The following is a 20,938-nucleotide window of genomic DNA, read 5'->3' as shown; positions in this document are numbered from 1 at the left end:
ACACTTTGTCTGTTTTCATCCCCATCATTAAAATTTTACTTAAAAACAAATTTACGGCGAAGTTCAATTCAAAAATATGAGGGTCTGTTGACATTTCATAAATGGCTTGCGTTGTAGGCAAAAATTGAGCAGACAAGGCATGAAATGAAGAGAATAGCGAGACTATTTTCGAGTTTCATAACGAAGGCTGAGATAATTTTAGCCACAACCCTGAGCAAGAACAAAGCACTGCTTTGTTTACAGCGCAAGGCGCAGCGGGGGGACTAGCGTGTTTTTTGCCGCTACGTCGTTACGAACTACTCATTTAGAATGACTAAATTTCGTATTTCGTGCCTAGTATCGCCTAAAAAACACACATAGTCGCAAACATAGACGAATTGTTAACAGACCCTATTTATTTCAAAAGTATGCATCTTGTTATGTATAAAACAGATTGAAAATCCTATCGCAATCTCCTCCACAAAAATGTATCCAAGCATTTAATCTGCATAAAGTGGATAAACACATGGAAAATCTGGATAGAGCCTTTCTTTAAATCGCGGTTCAATCAAACAAAGGACTGATTGGATAGAGGAAGAGCCCATGACTGCACGTAACCTCGCCGAATGGCAAAATTTTGTACACAGCTGTATCGATTTTCGACCAAATGATGGTGTTTATCGAATTGCTCGCGATATGTTTACCGAACCAGAACTATTTGATCTCGAAATGGAACTCATTTTTGAAAAGGTCTGGATTTACGCTTGCCATGAAAGTGAAATTGCCAATAACAATGATTTCATTACAGTACAGATTGGCCGACAACCGATCATTATCAGCCGTGATGGTAAAGGCGAACTACATGCCATGGTCAATGCCTGTGAGCATCGTGGTGCAACCTTGACCCGTGTGGCCAAAGGCAATCAGTCTGTATTCACCTGCCCGTTTCATGCTTGGTGTTATAAGTCGGATGGGCGTTTGGTTAAGGTCAAAGCGCCAAATGAATATTGTGAAGATTTTGATAAATCTAGCCGTGGTTTAAAACAAGGCCGTATTGCCAGCTATCGTGGATTTGTTTTTGTCAGTCTGGATACTCAGGCTACAGATTCACTGGAAGACTTTTTAGGTGATACTAAAGTGTTTCTTGACTTGATGGTTGATCAATCACCAACGGGTGAGCTTGAAGTATTACAAGGTAAATCTGCTTATACTTTTGCAGGCAACTGGAAACTACAAAATGAAAATGGTCTGGATGGCTATCACGTTAGTACCGTGCATTATAACTATGTTTCCACCGTTCAACATCGCCAGCAAGTTAACGCAGCCAATGGCAGTGAACTTGACACACTTGATTATAGTAAATTAGGTGCGGGTGATGCCGAAACGGATGATGGTTGGTTTAGCTTTAAAAATGGACATAGTGTGCTGTTTAGTGATATGCCAAATCCAGCGGTACGTCCTGGTTATGATGTGGTGATGCCTTATCTGCTGGAAAGGTTTGGGGAAAAGCGCGCTAAATGGGCCATGCACCGTTTACGTAACCTCAACCTTTATCCAAGCCTGTTCTTTATGGATCAGATCAGTTCACAACTGCGTATTGTCCGTCCTGTGGCATGGAATAAAACCGAAGTCATCAGCCAATGTATTGGTGTCAAAGGTGAATCAGCGGAGGCACGTCGTAACCGTATTCGTCAGTTTGAAGACTTTTTCAATGTATCAGGATTGGGTACACCAGATGATCTGGTGGAATTCCGCGAACAACAAAAAGGCTTTCAGGGCCGTTTAGAACGCTGGAGTGATATCTCACGCGGTTATCATCAATGGAATTATGGCCCATCACAAAATTCACAAGATCTTGGTATTGAACCCGTGATCACAGGGCGTGAATTTACTCATGAAGGGCTATATGTCAACCAGCATGGTCACTGGCAACGCCTGCTCCTCAATGGACTCAATAAAAAAGCACTTAAGATGCAAGAAGTCACTTTTTTAAATCAATCTGTTACGGATGAGGTGTAACCATGTCTCTAGAACTTCATTTTGCAGTGTCTCAATTCCTTTATAAAAAGGCGGAACTGTGTGATCGCTATGATTGGGATGCTTACCTTGAACTCTATGATGAAGATAGTGAATATCATATCCCGCAATGGATTGATGACCATCACTACGTTCAAGATCCCAATCAAGGCTTGTCCTATATTTATTACCCCGATCGTTCAGGACTTGAAGATCGTGTGTTCCGTATCCGTACTGGAAAAGCAGCTTCTGCAACGCCTTTACCGCGCACTCAACATAATATTCACAATGTACAAGTAAAGACTCAAGAAGATGGTTTGGTTGAGGCAAAGGTAAGTTGGCGCACGCTTTATAATCGTCAGGGCCTTGAAGGATGCTTTTATGGTCATGCCACTTATTTGCTCCGTCCAACTGAAGATAGTTTCCGTATTCGTCGTCAACACAGCGTATTGCTTAATGACAAGATAGATTCGGTTCTCGATTTCTATCACGTCTAAGGAGAAATACAATGAGTCATTCTGTTGCACTCAACTTTGCCGATGGTAGAACATTTTTTATCGCAGTACAGGAAGACGAATTGCTGTTGGACGCAGCGGTTCGTCAAGGAATCCACCTCCCGCTCGATTGCCGTGAAGGTGTTTGTGGAACCTGTCAGGGGAAATGTGAAACGGGTATTTATGAACAAGAATATGTTGATGAGGATGCATTAAGCGAACGTGATTTGGCTGAACGTAAAATGCTGGCTTGCCAGACACGGGTTAAGTCTAATGCCGCTTTTTATTTCGATCATAGTTCCGAAATCTGTAATGCGGGTGAGGCTTTAAAAATCACTACGGTGGTTACTGCTGTTGAATTGGTTTCAGAAACCACCGCGATCTTGCATCTGGATGCCAGTAGTTTTGACAAGGAACTGAATTTTTTACCAGGTCAATATGCACGTTTACAAATTCCAGAGACTGACGATTGGCGTTCTTATTCATTTGCCAATCGTCCCAATGCCAACAATCAACTTCAGTTTTTAATTCGTCTGCTGCCAGATGGTGTAATGAGTAATTATCTCAGAGAACGTTGTCAGATTGGACAAAGCCTGATGATGGAAGCGCCTTTAGGTAGTTTTTATCTACGTGAAGCTGAACGCCCTCTGATCTTTATTGCAGGTGGTACAGGTTTATCGGCTTTTTTAGGTATGCTCGATAATATTGCCGATCAACCAAATCAACCCTCAGTACAACTCTATTATGGTGTCAATACAGAAGCCGATCTATGTGAACAAAAGCGTTTGATCGCCTATGCAGAAAAGATCAAAGACTTTAGTTATCATCCGATCATTTCAAGCGCCTCAGAACTATGGCAAGGAAAATCAGGCTATATCCATCAACATCTGGATAAACAACAACTTCAACAACAGCGCTTTGATATGTACTTATGTGGCCCGCCACCGATGATCGAAGCCGTTAAATCTTGGCTAGATGAGCAATCTATCGAAGATTGTTCGATTTACAGTGAGAAATTCTTACAGAGCAATACGGTTAGAACTTAGTTTTAACAACAAAATGCGTGTCATATCTTAAGATATGACACCAACTCACAGCAGGGTTAAGCTCAAAATGATTCGAATCTTAATTGGGCAACAAAACTTATTAAATAGCGAGATCATAGAATGATTTATTGATGGAATTTGAATATTTTTTCTACGTGGCCTGAATATTTCAGTTTTGTGATATCCTGATATTTGCAATAATATGAGGATTTTTAATATAATTATATTATTCAATAAGTTAAACCAATAAAAACAACCAAAAATAAATTGATCATTTTAGTCAGATTTGCTATACATAGAGATAGATCTTAAGGAATAGGATCATATAAAGAGTACAAAGCATGATCAACGCTATCCTTTATTTTTTTAAAAATACCATAACGTTTTTATTGATTTGATCACGCCAAACTAGACTAAAAATATGTTGTATCGAGGTATTTTACTTGGTCTATTTTTTGCTTAACTCTTTATATCACTGCCAGCCACTTAAAGTTTTAAGTATTGTTTAGTGCATTTTAATCAGGTCATCATGTGACATAAAGATTAGCTGTAATAAACAAGCCAGCCAAAAGGAATATTTATGAGTCAGGTCGATCCTACTATGGAATTCAATGGACGTCATTTACAACAATGCCCCATTTTTTCATCGCAAAACTTAGTCTTTCAGCATCAAGACTTGGGCGAAACCTGCAAAAGTGTTGGGCAAATCTTCAAACCGCATCTATTAAAAATCGTACAACAACAAAACGATTTTCACTCATCCATGCACCATCTTAAAGCAGGACGATTATCCATCAGTCGTCTTGAATACAGTGCCGATGTCTATATTGAACCTGACCATTTAGAAAAATTTTATCTGATTCAAATCCCAACACAGGGATATGCAGAAATTGAAATGAATCAACAAAAATTTATTTCTTATCCGCAAGTTGCCTCTCTAATTTCACCCGAACAATCGCTAAAAATGCGCTGGCATGCCAACTCCCCACAGCTGATTCTCAAAATTGATAAAGATGACCTTTTACAGCACTGCCGCCAGCATCTTCCAGACGCACAGCAGCACCCTCCTATTTTTGAACCCAAGCTTGATCTTTCTACCCAAGGTGGTGCTTATTTTTTCCAATTGATGCGTACATTGATGGATGCGCTTGCTTGTGAACAGCATCCTTTGCATCACCCAATGGCATTTAAGCAGTTTGAATCCAGTCTATTTAATGCCCTGATTTACGGCCAAGCCAACAGCTTATTGCATCAAATCGATCAGTACAGAGAAAAAGCCATTTCACCTTATTTTGTCAAACGTACCGAAGCCTATATGCGTGAAAATCTACACGCAAATTTAACCATTGAACAATTGGCTGAACAGGCAGGCGTAAGCGTACGTACATTATTTGCAGGATTTAAAAGCTTTTTAAACACTACTCCAATGTCATATTTAAAAGAGTTGCGTTTTGAACAAGCGCATATGGAACTCCTACAAAATGAGCATGTCTCAGTCACAGATGTCGCGTTTAAATGGGGCTTTAGTCATCTTGGACGTTTTTCTCAGGAATATAAACGTCGTTATGGTGAATTACCCTCTTGTACACGCCGTAGCACCCTTGAACAGCAAGATCTTAGGTTTAAGCCATATTCTTAAACAACCGATGAGATTTAGTTAGAGATTTTATTCATTATAAATAATTAAAAAACCTATTTAGACGTATCTAAATAGGTCAAGTATATCTGTCAGTATGTTGCCATAGCGTTTCAAATCAGAAGTGATGAATATAGCGTAATTGCAAACGAGTTCCTTCAGGACGATTTTTTGCATCCTGTTCAAAATAGGCATTTGTCACGATATGATCATGTTTAGAAAAGCTATACATCGCCCCCGGTCCAATCGCCCACACTTGTTCACGTGTGCCTGTTAATTTTTCACCCTCTACTTCCGTGTCAGTAATTTGCTTGAGCCAGTAACCATTGATCCCTAAGCGTAATTGTGGTGTAAGCGCATAGTCGGTTGCAAAATTGGCATGGATCGCTTGCCCTGCCTGAATATCATCTGCAAGACCGAAGCTATAATTTGGATCATCATTTTTAAAATTGTACAAATAGTGCAGACGTGTAGAAACCGTCCACTTTGGATTAAACCAATAAGTTGCTGCCCAGTATGGATCAAATGAGACGGCATTATTGCCCGGATTAATATTTTTATTCTGATCATATTTCCCTGTCGGTAAATTAACCTGAAATTCAAAACGTTGTACGAATTTGGGCCCATCTTTGCCCATGACTGGGTCAAACTGGATAAATGGCCCAATCATCAGATCACCAAAACCCCCTTGGGCTTTAATCGCGGCATTATTTAAACCATCATCCATATCCATTTTACTGACAAATGGAATCAGCACATTCAATCCTAACGATGCGTGTTCACCTACACGCACATCGGACAGATAACTAACTTGTTCAACAATGACTTGATAATTTAAGTCGGTCTTGGGTAAAGCTAACCGATGAGCTTGATTGTCTTTTAACTTGTTCGAATCATAATTTTGCAGATACGTTTGAGAATACCACCCCGGCCCAGCAGGCAGTCCACCATCCAGAAAACTGGTCATGCCCAGATTCACTGTCGGCAAGTCATATGCCTGTGCTGCAACCGCAGTTAAGACCACTGTTCCAGCAAGAAAACCTCTTTTGATCACATTATTTTTCATTTTCGATCCCCGAAAAAAATCACGATCAAAATTGATCGTGATTGTTGCTGTTAAATACTCAGTTCTGGATGCGCTGCAGCAATACGATACTTGCCCGCATGAAACACCAAAGGCTCACCAATACGATGTTGATAATGTTCAATCTGACCAATAAAAATCAGATGATCCCCCCCTTCATATTGATTTACGTTTTTACATACCAATGTTGCCAATACATCTTCTAGTAACGGTAAACCGCGCTCACACTCACGATGTGCAATGTTGGCAAACTTATCCTCTGAACCACGGGCAAAATGCCCTGAAAGTGAGTGATGTTCTTGTGCCAGCATATGAATCGCAAAATATTCGGCCTCAGTAAAATCCAATAAGCTTGGTGCAGTCTTTGACAAACTCCATAAAATCAGCGGCGGATCGAGTGATAGTGAAGAAAACGAGTTGGCTGTCATCCCAATTTTTCGTCCATCTCGTCCACGGGTTGTAATCACCGTAACCCCCGTAGCAAACTGCCCTAACAGGTTGCGGATTTCTCTTGGATTTTCCGTATCAATCGGTTTTAAATCCAGTTCCTGCGATGTGTTGATATTCATACCATTCACCTTTGACTTTGCTTCCCTGTTAAGCCACTTTTTGACAGCTTTTCGATTCGATAAAACGTTGCGCCTGTTCTGGATCAAACCACCATGGAGCAAAATTGCGTGGATTATCAAAATTATTGGCAATACTCGAAGCAATGGCATGGTTCTGCTCAGCCGCCGCCAAAAGCTCAATCATGTGCGGTTGTGGTGGCAACAATAAACTGTTGGTCCAAGCCACGACTTTTTCGGCATATGCCCAATAACGTTCAAATGTCTGTTGCATCCATTCATCTGTAAATGTTTGATTGTCATGCGCTAAAATGGCATCGAAATAAATTTTGCTACACTTGGCGGCATTGTTTGAACCTTGCCCAGTGATTGGGTCGTTCACCACTAATGCATCGGCCATACCAAAAACTTTACGACCAGATGGCAGGGTTAATATCGGTTTACGCACTCCCGGTGGAAAACGTCCAGACAGATAGCCACCTGCATCGGTTAATTCAATATTTTCACAACGTGCTGCTTCCCAAGGCACATATTTGTTTAATATATCTTTACTCATTTGCAAATGCTGTTCTGGTGTTTTTGCATCTTGCCAGCAATCCATCGGCCCACCGGGAATGCCTTCAAACACCATAATTTCACAAGCACCTGTAACTGTAAGCGCAGGAAAACAGAAATATTCACCCACTTCTGGAATCACGTTAAAAGTCACACGAGAATACGGCGACATTTGCTTCATACCTGTCACATAGGTCAAAGCAAGCGCGCGTTGTGGCTTATCAAAACAACTACGCGCTTCATCATGCTCGAACTGTTTAACCACTTCCCCCTTACCTGCGGCCAGTAAGACCAGCTCATATTCAGCAGTGAGTTGTTCCAGTTCCTCTATTCCAACATCTTGAATAATCAACTGACCACCACGACGCTCAAACATTTCCATCCAGTACGGCATCTTGACGCGCTGATCTACCGATTGTGCATAACGCTCCAATCGCGCACTCCATGCAAAGGCAGGCTGTTTTGTTTCTGGGTTGACCAGTGTAAATCCAATCCCTTCAACCGCTGGGCATTGCTCTTCCCAAAAATTAAGTCCAACATCACGCTCTGTTTGCAAGGCCGTGTGAAACATACACTGACTCGACATGACCTTGCCCTGACGAATTTCATCACCAGTACGGTTGGTGACAATCGTCACCTCATAACCTGTATCTAATAATCCTAAACCGAGCTGCAATCCAGATTGACCCGCTCCTACTATAGCTATACGACGCATCATGGTTCTCCCATATTTTTTAATTCATTGAGTGTTTTAAATGTTTGATTTGCTATCACGCTTCATCGGCTAAACGTGGAATAGCTGGTTGATTCCCTTCAGGCCCCATGACGGAGTAACCACCATCGACGGCATAATCTGCGCCTGTCACAAAACTTGCGGCTGGCGAGAGTAAAAACAGCACCACATTGGCTACCTCTTCGGGATGACCTAGACGTCCCAGCAAGTGATAGTCAGCTGCTATGGCATCAGCTTTGCTTCGGTTATTGCCACTGACTTCGGCAATCACCCGTGACCATGTCCAACCAGGTGATACTGAATTAACTCGTACCCCATCTGCTGCAAAATCCATCGCCATGGACTGGGTGAGTTGTCGCATCGCTGCTTTTGAAACGGGATAAAGCCAGCGTCCTGTTTGCGCAAATTTGGCGGAGATCGAGGTGAAATTGACAATCGCACCATGCTTGGTTTTTAAATCTTGATAAAACGCACGGGTCAGTTCGACTGCTGAAAGCAGATTAATATTCAATGCTTGTAGCCAGTCTTCACGTGAGGATTTAAAGCCATCATCCAGATAGGTACAGGCCAGATTGACCAAATAATCAACTTTGCCAAAGCTGTCGTGAATTGTTTTCACTGCGTTTACAATCGCCACATCACTGCTTAAATCAGTTTGAATAAATTGCGCCTGCCCGTGCATGGCATCCGCCACTTGCTGTCCTTGTTGGTCAATATCCAGAATAATGACTTTTGCACCTGCATCGACCAGTGCTTGAACCACGGCCTGACCAATCAGGGTTGCACCGCCACTGACCACAGCGATTTTCTGATTCAATTGAATATCCATATTCCACTCCTGATAGTTAAAACGATTTGCCTTCGCTGCTTGACCAAGACGGCATGAGGGTATTGGATGGCAAATCTTCATCCAGTAGTTTTTGAGCAGTTTCTACACCAGCAACGGGTAGCCCTTTAGGATTGAGTAATCCAATTTGAACCAGAACGGATGCCTGATCCCAGTAGATATGTTCATGGCAGAGTTTTGGGCCACGGAACTGAATCACACCCAGCATAGGAATCTCAACATACTTCCCTGTTGGCGCGACTCCCGGCAGTAACCAGTCAATTTCACTGTCATGGGTAAAACTCATAATGAATTCATCCACCACCTGTGTTGAACCGACAGTGCGTGAGATCGACGTGATCTTCATATCTTTAGGATTTTGATGAACGAAGTGATATTGATAGAAGCGGGCAAGTTGGCTATATCCCACACCACCTGTCAATGTTGGAATATGATTGACATAGGGTTGCGCCACCATGGTTGCCATAGTGGCTGGTACATCGCGTGTATCAAATTCATAACGGATATGCGCTTCCCAAAGTGCAACCAAATCATAAACTGGTCCGATACTTTGATGCAGTGCGGTAATACTGCGTTCATGAGCAAAACGTGCGGAGGGTTTGTGATAATGTTCGCTGTTTGGTCGGGCAAAGGCATGATCTACACCCTCATAGACATAAGCCTGAACATTGCTATATTGGGCGGCAGCATCCAGAATCTTTTGGCGTGCCTCTGGCGGTGTAAACTTGTCTAATTCAGCAATATGTAAAACTACTCGCCCTTGGGCATTTTCAAGTTCATCGAGTGTCTTCTCGATTCCTACCCCGTAATACCCCACTGCACAGGCCACTTCAGGAATACGACAACCTGCCAGATACGCCAGTTTTCCACCCAGACAATATCCCACGACACCTAAGCCTGCAGTGGCATCGCAACTCTCCAAAGTTTTGAGAAAATTCAAGCTATCTTGAATATCTTCGACACCTTGATCTTCATCATAGTGTTGATAAAGCTCGAAGGCTTTTTGAAAATCTTGCTCGGTATAACCCAGTTCAATGCGGGGTGCAGTACGCCAGAATAAATCTGGAACCAATACGGTATAGCCTTCCTCAGCCAAAAAATCAGCCTTGATACGCATTGCTGCATTCACACCAAAAATTTCCTGACACAGTACAATTCCAGGCCCTTTTCCGCCTTCTGCAATTGCCAAATACCCAGCAAATGACTTCCCTGTTTGTGTTTTTACTTCAATATATTGACCTGACATTTCATCCACTCCAGACCTAACCGTTAGCGTTATCATGTCTGTGAAAGGTATTTAACGTCTGTCCAAAATCTGCGAGGATTATCCAATCAGTGCGGAATACTGTGAAAGATGAAAATTCAATGCATAAAATTTATTTTAGAAATCATTAGATCTTTTTCATAAATCAAAAAATGAGCATATTGAGCGAATCGTTTTGATATTGAAATTACCTTTGGGCTGAGGCGAGAATGAGAGGGCTTTTATGTTGAATTATGGTTTTAATAAGGACTTATGATAGAAGCTGATTGCCACTTTTTATAAATATCTTGTCATCTACTATTCTGAACAAGATTATCTTAAACAAGATTTTGCTCACCACATCAATAAGCCATAGTTAAATAAGTAAATCTGCAATTTTGCAAAAGTTCTCAATAAAAGCCATTGTTAAAGTCCATCTCACTTAGCAATAGATTGCAACAATACCCTGTTGTTCAGTAAGCTATGTCTAACGCTACATGTAATGCACGCTTCTGTGCGATTCGTCCCAACTTCTATAAAGCTGATTCTACCAAGCTGAGTGAATATATTAGACATGGTTTCTGATTTATTAAATTCTAATATGCACCCTGCATTTTCTGACAACAATCAAGTTCGTGTAGTAACGACTTTTTCTGAACTTGTAAATACGACATTTCAAGGCGAGATAAATGCCATTTGTTGGTACAGAGATTTGCTGGGTGATTTTAAAGAAATTGTGTCTAAACTTGAATTAAAAGAAAATATTACCGAAGTTTCCACTGAAGATCTTTTAGCACTACAACTTTCAGAAAAAGGTATTCTGGCAAGGAACATCATCTTAAACGATATACAACTATTAACTGATTTCGGCGCTTCGCCTTCACTGAATTTACTTAAAAATTATGAACGGGATCAAGATCTGGATTTCATTTCTACAGATGTATATTCGTATCATGTTGATCGTTCACCCATTGGAACAGATACTTTTTTATGTACCTATCATGGCGCTGCCAGTGACATCATCTCCAATGATCAAGTGGAACAAAAGATTTTGATCCCAGAAATCAGGGAACAGCTTAAAGCATTACATGACGGTCCTGAAACGGAATTTGAAACCTTTCTACAAGAGTATTTTTTTGATCTGCATTACCAGCCAAAACCCAACTCAGAACCTGTAAATTTAGGCTCAGGACATCTTTGGCGCTTAGCGGTAGATCATCCAACCCAACAGGTTTTACCTTGCGTTCATCGAGCGCCCGTTGAAAAGGATGGCGAGTATAGGTTGTTGTTAATTTGTTAGATCATGACCCAATACAGCGAATAAATAGAGAAAAATTGCCTCTTGATATGACAAGTCTAAAAAGAATGATCAAAACACGCACTTGTAAATAATGCTGTGTAATTCTATTTTTAAATAATCAACGACTCGCACTTTAAGCAAGAGACTAAAGTGGTTTATTAACACTTTCCAATTTTGAAAGAATCAGGTTAAAAGCGCGAATATATTCACAGATTATATTTTTACTCGATTCTTGGTTTCACTTGGATTCTCTCCAAATTCTTCACGATATTCATGTGAAAAACGGCCCAAGTGATTAAATCCCCAATCAAAAGCTAATTTTGAAATGGAAATATTTTTATCCATAGAGGTACTTAAAGTCTTATAAACTTGTTGTAAACGATATCTACGTAAAAAAGTCAAAGGACTTGTTCCATAGTACTGTTGAAATTCAGCATATAATTTAGACTTTGATACGCCAGCTAATCTTAGCAAATCTTCTGCACGAATCTCTTCATGGGCATACTTCTGAATATAGTCGCACACCTTACGTAAGTATTCTGGCGCTTGTTGATCAGATAAGGTTCTTAACAAGCTCGAATAATTATTTTCTTGCGAGAGTAATAAAGCTTTAATCAGGAAATTTTCATAATCCTCTGACCACAGTTGTAAGCCCTGCATACTTTTGTATTGAGATCGAAGCAACAAAAAATGATCAATATTTTGCCACCACATCCCGATACCCTGATCAATCTTCAAACTCATTTCAGGATTGAAAACCACGGGCTCTTCAACAGACCGACGTAGTAATTCGCCTAACACCTTCTGCATACTTTTTTCAGGAATAACCACTTGATATTTTTTACAATCTTTATCAATCGCTAAATCTTGTAAATCTGCATTAGATAAAATTAGGCCTTTATCAGCACTGGAAATATAATTGGTGCCATTGATTGCTAAAGTCTGCTTACCTTGAATCGGTAAGCTAATACTATATGCCCTTAAATTAGACGTGTTAATGAGTACATTTGCACCATAGCTGATCTTACCGATCGCCATACGCTTGTGGGGTAATCGAATCCCTTCATAATGAAAATCTAATACATTTCGACCGCATGTATCTAAGTGATGCTCCCCACATATTGAGGACATTAAACTGTGTGCAAATTCTGCCTGACGGGAATAGTGATTTAGATCCATCTCTTGGCTTAGTGATAACATATTCTTTTCACCTAGCTAACGCTCAATACTTGTTAAGGGGCAAATTACGTGCCAATTCCTTTACTTAAAATATTAAGCTCTGTTTATCCATAAACAATGTAGAAAATCAATTTTGTATCTTTCTTTATAACAAATTTAATTGAGAACTTATATACTATTTGAGTATGAAATTATTACTAAAATAAGTCCCCTTGCAAAAGCTCTCCAGCGTTTAAAAATCTGACTACAACATAAAAAATATTATTTTCTTTAGCTTGTGATTAAAAATATAAGCATAGATATTAAGATACCCAAAAAACCAGAATCCCCATCATCTATATTGTTTATTTAAGCTATCTTCAACATAATGAAAAATTATGAGGCTATTGACTCTAATTCACCTTAACTTGTAGCGATACTCAATATAACCTGCAATACTTATCATTATTTATTAAAGCTTACATCTAATAATCAAAATTATTTAAAATAATTCGACCTCTATTGAATAAATCAAAAAATAAGCATGTTAAGAAAATCATACTGCTATTCAAAGTGCCTTCTCCACTTTGAAGAAGGCTAGAATGATAGGTTTAATATAGATTTATGCTTTAAAAAAACTTATGCAAGAAAACTACTGATGGTTACCATTGATAACGAAGTCTAAATAAATGCAGATCAGGCGTTGCTTTACTATCACTGGTATATAATCGTTCATAGTCAAAACCAATACCATAATTAAAGCGCAATGCCATACCTACTCCCAAATCGCGTCTTGAAAAATCCTCACCTTGAGTATATTTAATATGATCACCCATAACATAAGGTTGTATCGATTGAATACCATAATTTTGCACTTTAAACTTATATCCTGCATAGTATTCAATACCATAGGCTTCTGTATCCAAATAATGTTCTACGCCATAAGGTGCTGGCTGATTGCGCGCAAGATTATTCGGCACTAGGTTTTTATACCATCCTGCTCCCACTCCCCACATCCATTGACCATCAAAATAATATAAAGCTGTAGCGATTACATGTTGAGATAGATCATGATTATCTTGTGAATCAGATAAACTGACTTGATTATGTTTATAAGAAGTTCCCCAATGTAAATTTTTGCTCAAATGAACATCGGTTGCGATCTCTTCACCTGATTTCAACTTATAGTGGAAGTTGTTCAGTGAGGTTTCATCTCCAAATAAATACGCTGCATAAAAATCAACATATTGATTTTTCTTTTCATAACGTAATGTTTTACTTGAAACTAATGTACCATCATGAAATGAAAAAGGACTCCACGTAGAAACTTGACCTAGCATATCGTAATCCCAAAGATCTGTTTTTACTCCAACGACATCATGGTAAATACTATACATTTTGCCAAACTTTAATGTGCCATATTGAGAATTTTCCATACCCACATATGCTTGAATCGTTGTGAACTCTTCATCATTCTTAGCATAATGACCATCCCAATCGAAGATTTTTGGTAAATTAAAATAATTTTGATACCCTGCAATTAAATGTGTATTTTCATCCAATTTATAATCAAGATCTAAATACATACGGCTCGCAGCACTATAACCATTTCTACGATATTTTTGACTTTGATTGTTCGCATTATATTGATCAAAGTTTAAAGCTTGTAAGCGCATGCTCCCATGTGTTTTAACTGTAAAACTATCTTGATCAGAAAAAATTTGATCTTGGTGGATCAGCTCAACTTCAGCAGATACTGTTGTTGCATTTAGTATTACCCATGTGGAACACACAATTTTTAATGTTCTTTTTAACATTTCTACATCCTTGTCATTCAGATTTAAATCGTTAGACTATCCTTTCTAACCATGATGAAATTTATAACAATTAAATATTATCCGTGTATTTCAATGTAATATGAAAATTATGATTAAAATTGTTTAAACTTTTTACTTACTCAATTCAGAACATCAACAACCATAATATTAAAGATCACATTTACGGCAAAATACTCAAAGTATCAAAATTTTATAATTACTCATATTACTATAGTTTTTTTAATAATTTATTCAATAATCTCTTATTAATGTTCATATTAGTTAAACCTAATATCACATTTATTAGAAATTTTAGAAAAATATATTAATACGACCTTAGGATTATCTCATCGATTTTATGTGTTATTAAAAACCAAATTTCTCTTGGTTTATTCTCTTCAAAAAAACCGAAATGGATAACCAATTCGGTTTTAGATTGCATATCGTCATCAAACTATTTTTTATGAGTATTCCCTTGATTCTGGATAAATTCAGCAATATTAATTACATCAAGATCCTCACTCGCATGGACAGGACCTTTAAACTCACGCCCTGCTGTTGTTTGTAGATATTCACTATTAATTTTTTCATTATCGGGCCAAATATGGTTCAATACCAATCCCTTAGCCCCCATTTTCGTAGCAAATGCACCCACACCTAAGGTTGCTTTACGATTACGAGGATCTGTTCCTGAAATAATCGCTGTATGACCATCTAAAATCTGTGTCGTCATGGTTTTTTCTAAAGGTGTACCTGCAAACACTGCTACGGCTGCATTTACATCCATCACTTCATTAATCAAAATATCGGTATTTTTACCCAAACGAAGTAAATTTTCATTTGGAGCAGTATCACCACTAAATGTGACCGATCCATATTTAGTATCGAAGCGATAAGACCAAGCTGGATATACCAGTGGATGCTGAGCCAATGCTGCTGTCACTTTTACATAATCATCTTGATAGACCTGTATCGGATTCATCACAGGTGACATATTGCTAGGACTGGCATTTTTAGGTGCAGGTAATGCCATAATATTTAACATCCCTTGACCATTTGTTCCTGTTAAATCTCGTGGATGATCATCTGCACGACGTACTGTGTGAATTGCATTATTCATATCATAAGCATTCGCAGCAAAATGCAGCTGCATTAATCCTTTAATGCCTGGCGTTGGGTCCTCAGCATGGATTAATTTAGTATTTGGTAAATGACCAAATCCAGCATCATCACCTAATTTACCATTCGAGTCAGCACGATCTGGTCCAACCAATGCAATTTCTTGTTTGCCATATTTCCAGTTAGGGAAGTTAACATTCACAAATGGATAGAGATCATCCACATGATCAGAGTGCAAGTGTGTAATAAAAATCCCACGCACATCGCCAAAATTCAGACCACTTTCATAAAAGCGTTGTACCAAACCTGATCCTGCATCAATAACATAGACTTGACCATCTACAACCAGTGCTGTTGATGTCGCAGCCCTTAGACTTGGGAAAGGTCCTGCTCTAGTCCCCAACATAACAAGATACATACCATCGCGTGGCGGTGGAGTCGCTCTAACTCGTTTAGCTTGACGCTGCAAATAACTCGGTGTCGCACTCTTTAAACTCTTTGATTGTGTATCAGTACGATTAAAAGCTTGTTCATCTGCTGCAAAACTCAATTGGCCAATAAAACAAGTTGAAATAGCAACACACAAATATTTTTTTAAATTTTTCATATTAATTCCCTTTATATAAAACAGTCTTTAAAAATCACAGCACATCATTTTCTGTAATTTCATCCATTACGGTATTTTCAAAGCAAAACTATTGAGTTAATAGCGTTAGTTTTCTATTAATCTCAGCCAGAAAGAGAGTCCTTCACTTAAGGTTTTACATTTTACTCATCATAATTTTAACAATCATTTTTGAACAATCTTTCTAATTTTTAGGTTAATTACAACGATATTTTGAATAAAATTTAAATAATAATGAAAAATCACTCATTATATTCTATTTTATAGATCCCATCCTATTCACTGGGTCTAGCTAACATTATGCTACTCACCTATATAAAAGCTTAATGTCATTAGACCTCAATAAATTGCTTGATGTTTAACATGCTATCTTGCATTGTTATAAGACTATTCCTTATCACCCATTCCACGATTTAATAGACAGTGAATTGTTTTAATATTATTCCATTCGTTCAAGAAATTTTCTTTTTAAACCAATAAACTATTAATAACACCATTAAAAATGGAATACCAAACTGCAATGTTGATTTAAACTCGTCGGTAAACCAAGTTGTAATCATAATGCTAAATATACTGACCAAACCTAGTACAGAAATAAGTCGACTTGCTGGAATTTTAAATTTCAGTACCGTTTGATGGCTTGCAAGATGTTTTCGGAAAAAAATATGTGTTACAAAAATACTTCCCCAAGTAAATAATGCACCAAACATGGAAAGTGCAATCATGATAGGAAATGCTGACTCTGGATTAATGCTATAAACTACACTCGCAACTCCAATCCCTATAGCAGACAGCATTAATGCATTTATAGGCACACCATTGCTGCGGATTTTTCCAAAGATTTTTGGAGCATCTCCTGCACGTGATAAACTAAAAAGCATACGGGTTGAAATGTAGAGCATGCTGTTCATCGCTGAAAGTGCGGCCACAACAACAATAGCGTTTAAAATACTGTCCGCATATGGGATACCGACCAGTCTCATGACTGTAACAAACGGACTAGTTGCATCTTTTCCAATCAATTCAGTCCATGGTACTAGCGTCACAATTAAAAATAGTGACAGTAAATAGAATAGAATCAACCGTACAGCCGTACTCTTAAACGCATATTTTACCGCTTTTTCTGGATCAGCAGCTTCACCTGCTGCCACAGCAATCATTTCAATACTAAGATAACTAAAAATAGAAATAATGACACCAATCCAGACCCCACTAAAACCATTTGGGAAAAATCCCCCATGATCAGTTAAATGAGCCGTGATATGGCTTTGCTCAGTATTTTGCGTGAGAATTCCAATTGCGAGTAATATAAATACAATAATGGCAAAAATCTTAATGGTAGAGAACCAATATTCAACCAGTCCAAAGGCTTTAACACTATAAGCATTAACCGCGAGCAAAGTCCCTGAGAAAAACATGATCCAGAACCAAGCATGAACATCTGGAAACCACATTTTCATATAATCAGCGACAGCGGTAATTTCAGTACCAACAGCAAGAACCATACAAGCCCAATAACTATAACGCACTAAGAACCCAGCTAATGGACTAATATAGTGTTCTGCATAAGCTCCAAAAGATCCTGAGGTCGGGTGCTGAACCGTCATTTCTGCAAGACATGCCATCAGTGCAAAAGCGATTAATCCACCAATAGCGTAACTGACAATAACTGCAGGACCCGCATAACTAATCGCAAACTTACTTCCCATAAATAAGCCAGTACCAATCGCACCACCAATGGCAATCATACTCATTTGCTTTGCAGTCAATTTTTTATGTAGGCCCGATTCCCTAGTTTGAATTTCATCAAAATTATTCATAAACCCCTCCTGGGTAAATGTATTTTTGTTTATAAAGCAACTTAAATTAAGTGACTTGCCCGCGAACTTGATATTCGCTGTTCTCCCATTCACCTAATATCATGACTTGCTTTAGGTGCTGTACAGCATCCCAAATATCAACAAAACCGAGATATAAAGGGGTGATTCCAAAACGCAATACTTCAGGCTCTCGATAATCACCTATTACCCCGCGCTTAATTAAAGCTTGGATAATCTCATAACCAAATTGATGTTTATAACTCACATGACTACCACGATGTTTATGAACAACTGGGGTAATCATTTCGAATCCAAAGTCAGTACATTCTTGCTCGACTAAAGCCATAAATAAATCTGTCAGCTTTAGCGATTTTGTTCGAATTTTCTCCATGCTGGTATTGAGGAAAATATCTAAACCACACTCAATGAGACTCATTGAAATAATACTTTGAGTGCCACATAAATAACGACGAATACCTACTGCTGGTTCATAGTTTTGAGCCATATCAAAAGGTTTGTTGTGCCCCCACCATCCAGATAAGGGTTGCCAGAACGTATTGTGATGCTTCGGATTAACCCAAAGTAAAGCTGGAGAGCCAGGGCCACCATTTAAATATTTATAAGTACATCCAATTGCAAAATCACTATCTGTCTGATTTAATTCAATCGGAACAGCACCAACAGAATGACAAAGGTCCCAAATAATCAAAGCACCTTGAGCATGAATTTTTTGGTTAATTTCGTTCATGTCATACAAATAGCCAGTACGATAATTCACATGTGAAAGCACCACCACAGCAACATCGTTTTGATTTAAGAGTACATCTAAGTCATTTTCGTTTTCAATTAATTCCAAACGATAGCCTTGATGAATAAGATCCAAAAATCCTTCAATGATATAGATATCCGTTGGAAAGGCATCCTTCTCAGCAATAATTACTTTACGTGAAGCATCCTTTTCTGCTTGAATTTTCACAGCTGAAGATAAGACCTTAAAAAGGTTTAATGTCGTTGAATCGGAAATAACCGTTTCACCAGCATTTACACCAATTAATTCAGCAACTTTATCTCCCAAACGCGTAGATAATCCCCACCAATCTGCGGTGTTCCAGCTATTAATCAGGTCATTGCCCCATTCTTGAGAAATAACGTGTTGTGCTAAATCTAATGATTTGGCGGGTCGAGCACCTAATGAATTACCATCAAGATAAATAACATTTGTTGGAAGTGAAAATTCGTTTTTAAATTGTGCTAGTGGGTCTTCTTTATCCCAAACTTGACATTGTTCACGTGTAATCATGTTTTCTCCTTATGGAAATCGTCCTTTATTTAGTTAAATATTATCATGATGAAAATATGATTTATTCGATAGTATCTAGTCATTTTCTTATATTTTGATATATAATTCTAATTAAATGGATTATATTTGAAGGATATCCCATCATGGATTTAGATGTTATTGATCTTAAAATTCTAAAACTGTTGCAAGAAGATGCACGCTTAAGCAATCAAGATCTGGCTGATCTTGTGCACTTATCTGCTTCTGCTTGTCATCGTAGAGTAAAGATTTTGGAATCAAATGGAATTATTGAAAAATACCAAGCGAAAATAAATTATGCGAAATTGGGTATCAAAATAGAGGCAATGGTAGAAATCAAGTTGGCTCATCTTACAGATGAAGATCATCACACCTTTATGACTCAAATTAGGGATTTTGATGAAGTAGTCAACGTTTATATTATTACTGGCGAATCTAACTATGTTTTGTGGGTGGCAACAAAAGACCTAGATTCTTTTTCTCAATTTATCATCAATAAGCTCAATAAGATTAAAGGCATTATGAATATAAACTCGAAGATCGTTTTGAAAAAAGTGGTGCAAAAAAGTTTGATTTAAAATTTACTTAATTGTTGATCATAGCGACTATCTAGCAGAAAGGGTTCAGTAACGCCCTCTCATATATGGTTTAGTTAAATACCTATTAAAACCATGAATCAAAGTAATTTTTAAATTTTTTAAAGAATGTTCTAAGGTATGTAATTTTTAAACGACCAAAAGCCTCCGTCTAATGAGCTTGAGTATTTTTTTAAGAAGTTTCATTTGCTCATTTAGAACGTTGTGAATTTGTTCATCTATATTTTGTATTATTTGCTATCGTTTTTTAACATGATGTTTGATCAGCTGAAAAACCTAACAAGAACCCTTATAATTCGACGTAACTTCATTCTAGAAAAAATATAAAATGAATTTTTCAAATTAAACCCAATCGACAATCATGATAAGTGCCAAATGGTATCTGTTAACAGTTTGACTTCCTCAATATCATGAGTCACATATAACATAGGAATTTTAATCTCATTCTTTATTTGTTGAAAGAATGGAATAATTTCAGCTTTATGCTCTGCATCCAATGCAGATAAAGGTTCATCTAATAGCAGAATATTCGGCGAATATAAAATCGCACGCCCCAATGCCACGCGTTGTTTTTCGCCTCCAGAGAGGTGTATTGGCATCCGATCAAGTAGATGGCTTAGCTTTAATAATTCAATGATATAGTCCAACTCAAATTGACGTCGCTCAACATCAATTCGGTTATATCCAAACTTTAAATTTCCCATAACATTTTTATGTGGGAATAATTGGGCATCTTGAAAGACTAACCCCACACGGCGTTTTTGAGTGGGGATATTTATTTTTGTTTCATGATCAAACCAAGTATCTCGGTTCACTTTGATCCAGCCTTGTTGTGGCGTACGTAAGCCAGCTATCGCATTTAAAATGCTGGTTTTACCTGAACCAGAATGTCCAAATAATCCCACAACACTTTCATCAGACTTAAATTGCTGATTTAAATTAAATTTATTAAATTTCAGGGTTATTTTAAAATCGAAATGCATTAC

General features: G+C 38.2%; 17 protein-coding genes. 6 read left to right on the top strand and 11 right to left on the bottom strand.

Features of this window, described 5'->3' with window-relative positions; genetic code table 11:
* Positions 1 to 582: 582 nt before the first annotated feature.
* The 4 genes from antA (at position 583) to GJV03_RS12960 (ending at position 5,174) form a co-directional block, all read left to right on the top strand.
* Positions 583 to 1,998, top strand: coding sequence for an anthranilate 1,2-dioxygenase large subunit (antA, locus tag GJV03_RS12975; RefSeq protein WP_056515395.1), 1,416 nt, complete (start codon positions 583 to 585; stop codon positions 1,996 to 1,998).
* Between the two features lie 2 nt (positions 1,999 to 2,000).
* Positions 2,001 to 2,492 (top strand): anthranilate 1,2-dioxygenase small subunit, encoded by a 492-nt coding sequence (antB, locus tag GJV03_RS12970; RefSeq protein ID WP_056515392.1) that lies wholly within the window; start codon positions 2,001 to 2,003, stop codon positions 2,490 to 2,492.
* A gap of 11 nt (positions 2,493 to 2,503) precedes the next feature.
* Positions 2,504 to 3,535 carry an anthranilate 1,2-dioxygenase electron transfer component AntC gene (gene antC, locus GJV03_RS12965; RefSeq protein ID WP_004721619.1) on the top strand — a complete coding sequence of 344 codons (1,032 nt, stop codon included), beginning with the start codon at positions 2,504 to 2,506 and terminating at the stop codon, positions 3,533 to 3,535.
* 580 nt (positions 3,536 to 4,115) lie between these two features.
* On the top strand, positions 4,116 to 5,174 hold the full coding sequence (locus tag GJV03_RS12960) for an AraC family transcriptional regulator (RefSeq protein ID WP_004721620.1): 1,059 nt from the start codon (positions 4,116 to 4,118) through the stop codon (positions 5,172 to 5,174).
* A gap of 115 nt (positions 5,175 to 5,289) precedes the next feature.
* Here the strand turns inward: GJV03_RS12960 and GJV03_RS12955 are convergent, their stop codons facing one another.
* The 5 genes from GJV03_RS12955 to GJV03_RS12935 are packed head-to-tail and all read right to left on the bottom strand — an operon-like array spanning position 5,290 to position 10,202.
* The gene (locus tag GJV03_RS12955; protein ID WP_004721622.1) at positions 5,290 to 6,237 is read right to left on the bottom strand and encodes a transporter; all 948 of its coding nucleotides are present in this window, start codon (positions 6,235 to 6,237) and stop codon (positions 5,290 to 5,292) included.
* 50 nt (positions 6,238 to 6,287) lie between these two features.
* Positions 6,288 to 6,818 carry a flavin reductase family protein gene (locus tag GJV03_RS12950; protein WP_035371150.1) on the bottom strand — a complete coding sequence of 177 codons (531 nt, stop codon included), beginning with the start codon at positions 6,816 to 6,818 and terminating at the stop codon, positions 6,288 to 6,290.
* A 34-nt stretch (positions 6,819 to 6,852) separates the two neighbouring features.
* Entirely contained in the window at positions 6,853 to 8,091 is a 1,239-nt protein-coding gene (locus tag GJV03_RS12945; RefSeq protein ID WP_154130247.1) for a styrene monooxygenase/indole monooxygenase family protein, read from the bottom strand.
* Positions 8,092 to 8,146: 55 nt separating this feature from the next.
* Complete coding sequence (locus GJV03_RS12940; RefSeq protein ID WP_154130236.1) at positions 8,147 to 8,938, bottom strand: SDR family oxidoreductase; 792 nt, start codon at positions 8,936 to 8,938, stop codon at positions 8,147 to 8,149.
* 16 nt (positions 8,939 to 8,954) lie between these two features.
* The gene (locus GJV03_RS12935) at positions 8,955 to 10,202 is read right to left on the bottom strand and encodes a dienelactone hydrolase family protein (RefSeq protein WP_004721631.1); all 1,248 of its coding nucleotides are present in this window, start codon (positions 10,200 to 10,202) and stop codon (positions 8,955 to 8,957) included.
* Positions 10,203 to 10,800: 598 nt separating this feature from the next.
* On the opposite strand from GJV03_RS12935, the gene GJV03_RS12930 reads away from it, so the two are divergent.
* Complete coding sequence (locus GJV03_RS12930; RefSeq protein WP_154130246.1) at positions 10,801 to 11,499, top strand: DUF1826 domain-containing protein; 699 nt, start codon at positions 10,801 to 10,803, stop codon at positions 11,497 to 11,499.
* Positions 11,500 to 11,712: 213 nt separating this feature from the next.
* On the opposite strand, the gene GJV03_RS12925 is transcribed toward GJV03_RS12930, so the two are convergent.
* The 5 genes from GJV03_RS12925 to kynU form a co-directional block, all read right to left on the bottom strand.
* Positions 11,713 to 12,699, bottom strand: a complete 987-nt coding sequence (locus GJV03_RS12925) for an AraC family transcriptional regulator (protein ID WP_151956979.1) — start codon at positions 12,697 to 12,699, stop codon at positions 11,713 to 11,715.
* Positions 12,700 to 13,319: 620 nt separating this feature from the next.
* Entirely contained in the window at positions 13,320 to 14,474 is a 1,155-nt protein-coding gene (locus GJV03_RS12920; protein WP_154130235.1) for a porin, read from the bottom strand.
* Between the two features lie 454 nt (positions 14,475 to 14,928).
* Positions 14,929 to 16,200 carry an MBL fold metallo-hydrolase gene (locus GJV03_RS12915; RefSeq protein ID WP_154130234.1) on the bottom strand — a complete coding sequence of 424 codons (1,272 nt, stop codon included), beginning with the start codon at positions 16,198 to 16,200 and terminating at the stop codon, positions 14,929 to 14,931.
* A 470-nt stretch (positions 16,201 to 16,670) separates the two neighbouring features.
* Positions 16,671 to 18,038, bottom strand: a complete 1,368-nt coding sequence (locus tag GJV03_RS12910) for an amino acid permease (RefSeq protein ID WP_105714278.1) — start codon at positions 18,036 to 18,038, stop codon at positions 16,671 to 16,673.
* A gap of 46 nt (positions 18,039 to 18,084) precedes the next feature.
* Positions 18,085 to 19,338, bottom strand: coding sequence for a kynureninase (gene kynU / locus GJV03_RS12905; RefSeq protein ID WP_105714277.1), 1,254 nt, complete (start codon positions 19,336 to 19,338; stop codon positions 18,085 to 18,087).
* A gap of 143 nt (positions 19,339 to 19,481) precedes the next feature.
* Between kynU and gigD the strand changes: the two genes are divergently transcribed.
* Positions 19,482 to 19,934 carry an Lrp/AsnC family transcriptional regulator GigD gene (gene gigD, locus GJV03_RS12900; protein ID WP_154130233.1) on the top strand — a complete coding sequence of 151 codons (453 nt, stop codon included), beginning with the start codon at positions 19,482 to 19,484 and terminating at the stop codon, positions 19,932 to 19,934.
* A gap of 377 nt (positions 19,935 to 20,311) precedes the next feature.
* On the opposite strand, the gene GJV03_RS12895 is transcribed toward gigD, so the two are convergent.
* A complete protein-coding gene (locus GJV03_RS12895; protein WP_154130232.1) occupies positions 20,312 to 20,935 on the bottom strand; it encodes an ATP-binding cassette domain-containing protein in 624 nt (207 codons plus the stop codon).
* Positions 20,936 to 20,938 lie beyond the last annotated feature (3 nt).

It is taken from the genome of Acinetobacter sp. RIT698 (assembly GCF_009668065.1).
GTDB classification, from domain to species: Bacteria; Pseudomonadota; Gammaproteobacteria; order Pseudomonadales; family Moraxellaceae; genus Acinetobacter; species Acinetobacter guillouiae.
Note: the sequence above shows the minus strand (reverse complement) of the source record. Positions and strands in the feature narration are given on the sequence as shown.